General features: G+C 73.1%; 8 protein-coding genes. 4 read left to right on the forward strand and 4 right to left on the reverse strand.

The window, feature by feature from the left end:
* A partial coding sequence (locus tag DVA66_RS14110; RefSeq protein ID WP_332872874.1) for a sucrase ferredoxin occupies nucleotides 1-592 on the forward strand: 592 nt, incomplete at its 5' end.
* A gap of 9 nt (nucleotides 593-601) precedes the next feature.
* Here DVA66_RS14110 and DVA66_RS14115 read toward each other — a convergent pair.
* On the reverse strand, nucleotides 602-2,026 hold the full coding sequence (locus DVA66_RS14115) for a YcaO-like family protein (RefSeq protein ID WP_157974010.1): 1,425 nt from the start codon (nucleotides 2,024-2,026) through the stop codon (nucleotides 602-604).
* A gap of 76 nt (nucleotides 2,027-2,102) precedes the next feature.
* Here DVA66_RS14115 and DVA66_RS21960 point away from each other — a divergent pair, with 76 nt between their 5' ends.
* Nucleotides 2,103-2,897 (forward strand): polysaccharide deacetylase family protein, encoded by a 795-nt coding sequence (locus tag DVA66_RS21960; protein WP_157974011.1) that lies wholly within the window; start codon nucleotides 2,103-2,105, stop codon nucleotides 2,895-2,897.
* Nucleotides 2,898-3,245: 348 nt separating this feature from the next.
* Here DVA66_RS21960 and DVA66_RS14130 read toward each other — a convergent pair whose 3' ends face one another.
* Entirely contained in the window at nucleotides 3,246-3,680 is a 435-nt protein-coding gene (locus DVA66_RS14130) for an RDD family protein (protein WP_114560665.1), read from the reverse strand.
* A 191-nt stretch (nucleotides 3,681-3,871) separates the two neighbouring features.
* On the opposite strand from DVA66_RS14130, the gene glnA reads away from it, so the two are divergent.
* Nucleotides 3,872-5,293, forward strand: a complete 1,422-nt coding sequence (gene glnA / locus DVA66_RS14135) for a type I glutamate--ammonia ligase (RefSeq protein WP_114560666.1) — start codon at nucleotides 3,872-3,874, stop codon at nucleotides 5,291-5,293.
* Between the two features lie 140 nt (nucleotides 5,294-5,433).
* Here glnA and DVA66_RS14140 read toward each other — a convergent pair whose 3' ends face one another.
* On the reverse strand, nucleotides 5,434-5,646 hold the full coding sequence (locus DVA66_RS14140) for a hypothetical protein (protein ID WP_114560667.1): 213 nt from the start codon (nucleotides 5,644-5,646) through the stop codon (nucleotides 5,434-5,436).
* Between the two features lie 168 nt (nucleotides 5,647-5,814).
* On the opposite strand from DVA66_RS14140, the gene ald reads away from it, so the two are divergent.
* Nucleotides 5,815-6,930 (forward strand): alanine dehydrogenase, encoded by a 1,116-nt coding sequence (gene ald / locus DVA66_RS14145; RefSeq protein WP_114560668.1) that lies wholly within the window; start codon nucleotides 5,815-5,817, stop codon nucleotides 6,928-6,930.
* Between the two features lie 28 nt (nucleotides 6,931-6,958).
* Here the strand turns inward: ald and DVA66_RS14150 are convergent.
* The coding region (locus DVA66_RS14150; protein ID WP_157974012.1) for a carbohydrate ABC transporter permease at nucleotides 6,959-7,819 on the reverse strand (861 nt) is incomplete at its 5' end.

Raw genomic sequence — 7,819 nt, forward strand, 5'->3', positions numbered from 1 at the left:
CACCTGGGCCGACGAGGACGACCTGCTCGCCCTCCCCGACGCCCTCGAGGCCCCCGGCGCGACCGGCCACCCGCCGGTGCTGCTGGTCTGCGCCCACGGCGTCCACGACACCTGCTGCGCCGTGCGCGGACGCCCGGTCGCGGCCGCCCTGGCCGCGCGCTGGCCCGAGCTCACCTGGGAGTGCAGCCACGTCGGCGGCGACCGGTTCGCGGCCAACCTCGTGGTCGCCCCCGACGGCGTCTACTACGGCGGGCTGGACGCCGGCTCCGCGGTCGAGGTGGTCGCCGACCACCTCGCCGGACGGATCGGCCCCACCTTCCTGCGCGGCTACACCACCCTGCCCGCACCCGAGCAGGTGGCCGTCGTCGAGGCGCTGCGGGTGCTGGGGCCGCTCGGCCGCCACGAGCTGGAGGTGCTGGGCTCCGAGCCGGCCGAGGAGGGCTGGGAGGTGCGGCTGCGCCGTCGTGGCCCCGGGACGCTGGTCACCGTCCAGCTCGCCACCGAGCGCAGCCGGCCCGAGCAGCTGACCTGCCGGGCCGCCGGGCCGGCCACCGTCGCCAGCCACCGGGCCACCGCGGTCCACGTCGGCTGAGGCCGCGGCTCAGGTCAGCGCGACCGAGTGCCGCGGCGGCTCGCGGTACAGCGGGTAGAGCGGGCCCAGCAGCTCCTCGGCCCGCGCCGGCGACCACCACACCGGCCCGCCGAGCCGCTGCTCGGCCTCCTCGGTCAGCAGCACCCGCGCGGAGTGGGTCGCGCTGGCCCGGTCCTGCACCCGGACCAGGTCGAGGTCGGCGGCGATCGAACGGGCCACGCCGGTCTCGCCGATCCGGCTGTGCGAGAGCGTCTCCGCCTCCAGGTTCGTCACCACCACCTTGCTCACCACGACCGGCCCGTCGGAGGTGGTGGCGGCCAGCACGTCGTGGTCGAGCGGGTCGGCCTCGAGCGCGCTGAGCAGGTGCTCCAGCAGCGTCGGCTGGTCCAGCGTCGGGGCGGGCAGCCCGCCCACCTCGGCGTAGGAGACGCGGCGGCTGCGGTCGGAGCGGGTCAGCCGGGCCAGCGCGTCGACGTCCATCGCGGCCCAGGCCTGCATCGCCGCGCGCTCCCGGCTGTCCCCGGCGGCCGGCGGGAGGGCGTCCCAGTAGCGGTCGGGAGCGGTGCGGCGGGCCAGCACCGGGTCGCCGAAGCAGAACGCCTTGCGGGCCCGGGAGTTGGCGAACTCCAGCACCGCCTTGGTCAGGCTGACCTCGGCCGAGGGGTGGGCGGCCTCCCCGCAGGCGGTGACGACGACCGGCTGCGGCGGGTCCTCGTCCTCGCCGGTGACGTAGGTGGAGACCACGCCGAGCTCGGTGCCGGCGTGCTTGAGCACCGGCCGCACCCCGAGGTCGCTCATCCGCTGCACCAGCGCCGCGACCGAGGCGGGCAGGGCGTCGGCGGTGATCTCGGGCGAGAGCCGGTCCAGGGCGCGGAAGCGCAGCACGTTGGTGTGGCGCTGCAGCAGCTCCAGCAGCCCGTGGGTGAGCGGGCGGACGGGGTCGGTGCCGGCGCCCAGGCCGTTGGTGATCGGCGGCAGCAGCCGCGGACCGGGCGGCAGCTCGGCGTCCTCGCTGGCCAGCAGCTCGGCGGGCAGCCACACCTCCTCCCCGGTCCGCACCCGGGTGGCCGGCAGCCAGTCCAGGGGGGCCTCCTCGGTCCAGGACGAGCCGGCCGGCAGGGTCAGGGTGCGCGGGTCGACCACCTGGTCGCGGCCCAGCCGGGCCACCAGCTCCCGCCAGGAGCCCCGCCACGTCCGGGCGCGCAGCCGGGAGACGTGCTCCCCCGCCAGGACGCCCTCGGCCAGCTCCCCGAGCCCGCTGAGCTCGGCGGCGGCGCGGTCGGCGCCGTAGCCGTTGCCCGAGGCGACGATCCGCCCGCCGACCACCAGGGAGCAGCTGGTCACCGGCACGCCGAGCCGGTCCAGGCCGTCCAGGGCCATCTCGACGACCTCGCCCCGGGCCGACAGCACCTGCCGGTAGCTTCGCGCGGTCACCGTCGTAGTCTCGTTCACCGTGCCGCCGGCCCGGGCGTCGGGGGGCTGCAGTCGGTCGGGCGGGCGAGGGGGCGGCGTGACGCGGACGGGTGACGGGGTCGACGAGGCCTCCCTGCACGAGACGATCCTCAGCCAGACCGACCAGGAGGCCTGCATCCCGGTCCTGCTGCTCACCGACGCCCTGCTGGAGCCCGAGGAGCACCCGGCGACGGTGCTGCGCCACCTGGTCGGGCTCGACCCGGCGCCCGAGCCGGAGGGTCCGGTGTTCGGCGCGGAGCTGTACGCGTTGCAGTCCCTGCTCGGCACCGCGGTGCTGGAGGGGACGCTGGCCCCGCCGCCGGGTGGCGTGCTGGCGCTGAACTTCCACCACATCGCCGAGCGCTCCCGCCCGGTCGTCCGCGACCAGCTGGCCCGGGCGGCCACGCTCGCGCCGTCGCTGGTCGCCGAGGGCGCCACGGACGGGCTGCGGGTGCTGGTCGCCTTCTACGACGGCTTCCGCGACACCGCCCTGTTCGGGGCCGAGGAGTGCGACCGGCTCGGGCTACGGGCGGTCTTCTTCCCGATCTTCGCCTCCGGTGACCCCGAGCGGGCCCAGCTCTCCGACGCCGACCTGGCCGAGCTCGCCGACCGGCACGAGCTCGGCGTCCACACCTCCAGCCACCGCACCGCCCCCGCGGTGACCGAGGAGCTGGTCGAGCAGGAGGTGGTGGCCCCGGTCCGCCGGGTCGGTGCCGCCGCCGGGCGGACGCCACGGCTGGCGGCCTGGTGCGGCGGCTCCCGCTACGACGCCGCGCTGCCGGGCAACCGGGCCCTGCGCGAGCTCGGCGTCCAGCAGCTGGTGTCGAACTGGTCGGTGGAGCGGATCAGCTGACCGCCGGCCCGCTGGGCGCCGATCCGTGCCGCGAGCGGGCGGTGCTCAGCCGCCTGAGCCGTTCTGGAGCGGACGACTGCCGCGAGAGGGCACTGCTCAGCCACACCGGACGGCCGCCGCGGATCCGCCGCGAGAGGGCACTGCTCAGCCACACGGACGGGCCGGCGCGGATCTCCGCCGCGGGTGGGCACTGCTCAGCGACACCGGCCGGTTCGCGCTGGTCCGTGCCGCGAGCGGGCGGTCGTCAGCCGCGTGGCCCGTCCCCGCCCTCATCCGCGCCACGAGCGGGCGCTCCTCAGGGCCCGTCCGGAGTGCCGCTCACCACCCAGAGGCAGTAGGCGGGAGTCCTCAGCGCCGGTTGACCACCACGGTGCCGAGCAGCAGGTCGTTGAGCCCCCGCCGGTCGCCGTCGACCACCAGGGCCGGCAGCGCCAGGCAGACCATCGCCGCCCGCGGCACCGCCCGCAGGAAGCCGAGCTGGTGACCGTCCAGCCGGATGATGCCGATCCGGCAGACCAGCTGCCCCAGCGAGCCACCGGTCAGCGCGGACAGCACCGCCGACTCGACGAAGAACAGCGTGAGCGGCATGAACGTCTGCCAGCCGTCGCCCTGGACCACCTCGGTGCCGAAGAAGAGCACGCTCAGCCCCATGCAGACCGCCCAGTCGAGCAGGATGGCCGCGATCCGGGAGCGCCAGCTCGCCAGCGAGCCACGGCCCGAGGCGGGCAGTCCCAGCCGCTCCCCGGGACGTCGGTGACCGGGGTCGGCGAGGGCGTTGGACACCGCGCCACCCTACCCGCGGACCGCTCTCGCGGCCGCTGGACGCCGACCGGGCGGGCCGCCGGACGTGGCAGGGTGAGCCCGGAACCCGGGTGGACGGGCCCGTAACGCGGCCGAAACATCTGCGCAACCGGTCCGGAACGGCCCGTTCCTAGGGTTCACCCGTCAGTCATCCACCACAGCGGAGGAAAGCCATGTTCCAAGGAGCCGACGACCTGTTGGCCTACATCAAGGACGAGGGTGTCGAGGTCGTCGACGTCCGCTTCTGCGACCTGCCGGGCATCATGCAGCACTTCACCGTCCCGGCGGCGTCCTTCGGGCCCGAGGTGTTCGAGGACGGGCTCGCCTTCGACGGGTCCTCGATCCGCGGCTTCCAGAAGATCCACGAGTCGGACATGGCGCTGCTGCCCGACCCGACCACGGCCTACCTGGACCCCTTCCGCAAGGCCAAGACGCTGTGCGTGAACTTCTTCGTGCACGACCCGCTGACCAAGGAGGCCTACAGCCGCGACCCGCGCAACATCGCGCGCAAGGCCGAGGCCTACCTCGCCTCCACCGGCATCGGTGACACCGCCTTCTTCGCGCCCGAGGCCGAGTTCTACGTCTTCGACGACGTCCGCTTCGAGACCAAGCAGAACACCGGCTACTACGCCATCGACTCCGTCGCCGGCGCCTGGAACACCGGCCGGGTCGAGGAGGGTGGCAACCGCGGCTACAAGGTCAAGTACAAGGGCGGATACTTCCCCGTGCCCCCGGTCGACCACTTCGCCGACCTGCGCGACGACATGGTCCGCAACATGACGAATGCCGGGCTCGAGGTCGAGCGCGCCCACCACGAGGTCGGCACCGCCGGACAGGCCGAGATCAACTACCGGTTCTCCACCCTGCTGAGCGCGGGCGACGACGTCCAGAAATTCAAGTACCTGGTGAAGAACACCGCCTGGGAGCACGGCAAGACCGCCACCTTCATGCCGAAGCCGATCTTCGGCGACAACGGCTCGGGCATGCACGTGCACTCCTCGATCTGGAACGGCGGGCAGCCGCTGTTCTACGACGAGGCCGGCTACGGCGGCCTGTCCGACACCGCCCGCTGGTACATCGGCGGCATCCTGGCCCACGCCCCCTCGCTGCTGGCCTTCACCAACCCCAGCGTGAACAGCTACCACCGCCTGGTGCCCGGCTTCGAGGCCCCGGTCAACCTGGTCTACAGCCAGCGCAACCGCTCGGCCTGCATCCGGATCCCGATCACCGGCGCCAACCCGAAGGCCAAGCGCGTCGAGTTCCGCTGCCCCGACCCGTCGTCGAACCCGTACCTGGCGTTCTCGGCGATCCTGCTGGCCGGTCTGGACGGCATCCAGAACCAGATCGAGCCGCCGGCCCCGGTCGACAAGGACCTCTACGAGCTGCCGCCGGAGGAGCACGCCTCCGTCCCGACCGTCCCCGCCGACCTGAGCGCGGTGCTGGACAGCCTGGAGGCCGACCACGAGTTCCTGCTCGCCGGCGGGGTCTTCACCTCCGACCTCATCGAGACCTGGATCGAGATGAAGCGGGCCGAGATCGACGCCATCCGGCTGCGTCCGACCCCGCACGAGTTCGAGCTCTACTTCGACTGCTGAGCCCGGTTCTCCCCACGGACGGCCGTCGGTACCTGCGGGTGCCGGCGGCCGTTCGTCCATGGAAGAGACCCCCCGGGTTGCCGGAGCAGGGCCAGGACGCAGGCTCGAGAAGGCGTGTGCAAGAGAGCACGACGGTCACCTCAGACGTCGCCGTCCCGATCCGTGGTGCCACGGTCCAGACTCCGCGCGGTGAACAGGCCGCACACGACCGCCACGAGACCGCAGGCCGGCACCATCCACTGGGCGAGTGTCGGAGGGGCACCGTCCGTGCTCCAGCGGATCAGGATCCACCCGATGTAGAGCAGCCACAACACGCCGAGTCCGAGCCACACCCGACGCAGCCGTCCTCCCATCGGACGCTCCTTCCCGGAACCACTCCGCGACTGCTCGCAGCATCGTCACGACTTCACTCTGCCGCAACCTCCCGACGCCAGGCGTCTGGCCCACTCCGACCCGCATGCAGGACGTGACGGGCAGCGGAGATGATGGGGACGACCGAGCAGCTCGATCGAGGAGGACCAATGCGCGTCGGCGTGCCCACGGAGGTCAAGGACCACGAGTACCGGGTGGCGTGCACCCCGATCGGGGTGCACGAGCTGACGGCCCACGGCCACCAGGTGCTGGTGCAGCGCGGCGCGGGCGAGGGATCGGCGATCCCCGACGAGGAGTACGTCGCCGCCGGGGCGACGGTCCTCGAGCGTGCCGAGGACGTCTGGGGCGGCGCGGAGATGGTGCTGAAGGTCAAGGAGCCGGTCGCTGCGGAGTACCCGTTCCTGCGCGAGGACCTGCTGCTGTTCACCTACCTCCACCTGGCCGCCGACCGCCCGCTCACCACCGCCCTGGTCGACAGCGGCACCACCGCGGTCGCCTACGAGACGGTTCAGCTGGCCTCGGGCGGGCTGCCGCTGCTCTACCCGATGTCGGAGGTCGCCGGCTGCCTCGCGCCGCAGGTCGGCGCGCACGCGCTGCTCAAGGCCTCCGGCGGCCGCGGGGTGCTGATGGGCGGCGTCGGCGGCGTCGCCAACGCCAAGGTGGTCATCATCGGTGCCGGGGTGTCGGGGCAGAACGCGGCCAACATCGCCCTCGGCATGGGCGCCGACGTCACCCTGCTCGACACCGACCTGGACAAGCTGCGGATGTCGTTCTGGCGCTACGACAACCAGGTGCACGGGCTGGCGTCGTCGAGGCTCACCCTGGAGGAGCAGGTGGTGCAGGCCGACCTGGTGATCGGCGCGGTGCTGATCCCCGGCGCGGCCGCGCCCAAGCTGGTGAGCAACGAGCTCGTCTCGCGGATGAAGCCCGGATCGGTGCTGGTCGACATCGCCATCGACCAGGGCGGCTGCTTCGAGGACTCCCGCCCCACCACCCACTCCGACCCGACCTACCCGGTGCACGGCTCGACCTTCTACTGCGTGGCCAACATGCCCGGGGCGGTCCCCCGCACCTCCACCTACGCGCTGACCAACGCCACCCTCCCCTACACCGTGGCGCTGGCCGACAAGGGCTGGCGGCAGGCGCTGCGGGACGACGCCGCCCTGGCCAGGGGGCTCAACACCACCGCCGGCGTGGTCACCAACGCCCCGGTGGCCGCCGCGCACGGGCTGACACCGACGGCTCTCGAGGACGCGCTGGGCTGAGCGGGTCGAGGGGGTCAGCGGGCCGGGGTCACCCCTTCACGGCCCCGGCGGAGATCCCGTTGACGATCTGCTTGCCGAAGATCGCGGTCACGACCACCAGCGGGACGGTCGCGATCACGGTGCCGGCGAGGATGACCGAGATGTCGGGGGTGTAGCCGGCCTGGATGCTGGCGACGGCCACCTGGATGGTCGGCGCGTTGCGGACGGCGATGAACGGCCAGAGGAAGTCGTTCCAGGACGCCATGAACGACAGGATCCCCAGCACCGCCATGCCCGGGCGGGCGATCGGGAAGACGATCTCGAACAGCGTCCGGGTCAGGCTGGCGCCGTCGACCTTGGCCGCCTCGACCAGCTCGTCCGGCAGCGCCTGGGTGAGGAACTGGCGCATGAAGAACACCCCGAACGCGGTCACCGCGGCCGGCAGGATCACCGAGGCCAGGTTGTTGACCAGACCCAGGGTGCTCATCACGACGTACAGCGGGACGATGCCCAGCGTCGGCGGGATGGTCAGGGTCGCCAGCGTGATGCCGAACAGCGCACCCCGTCCGCGGAACCTCAGCTTGGCGAAGGCGAAGCCGGCCGTCGTGCAGAAGAACACCGTGGCGGCGGTGACGACGCCGGCCACGACCAGCGAGCGTCCGAGCGCCTGGAAGAGATCGGCCTGCTGCAGCGCCAACCCCATGTTGGTGAACAGCCCCGGCCCGGGCAGCAGCGGCGGCGACCCGTCGTAGAGCTCGGCCGGCGGGTGCGAGCCGGCCACCAGCGAGTAGTAGAAGGGGAACAGGAACAGGGCCGCGGTCAGGCTCAGCACGATGTAGGTGCCGATCCCGGCCTTCTCCCCGGCCCCGCCCCGGCCGCGTCGGGCGGGGACCGGCGCGGCGCTGACGGC

Source organism: Desertihabitans aurantiacus (assembly GCF_003344635.1).
Taxonomy (GTDB): Bacteria; Actinomycetota; Actinomycetes; order Propionibacteriales; family Propionibacteriaceae; genus Desertihabitans; species Desertihabitans aurantiacus.

Bases quoted from the DNA above. Each gene is read 5' to 3' on its own strand.
- DVA66_RS14140 (WP_114560667.1), bottom strand. From the start codon at position 5,646: ATGGGAGGACGGCTGCGTCGGGTGTGGCTCGGACTCGGCGTGTTGTGG.
- glnA (WP_114560666.1), top strand. From the start codon at position 3,872: ATGTTCCAAGGAGCCGACGACCTGTTGGCCTACATCAAGGACGAGGGT.
- ald (WP_114560668.1), top strand. From the start codon at position 5,815: ATGCGCGTCGGCGTGCCCACGGAGGTCAAGGACCACGAGTACCGGGTG.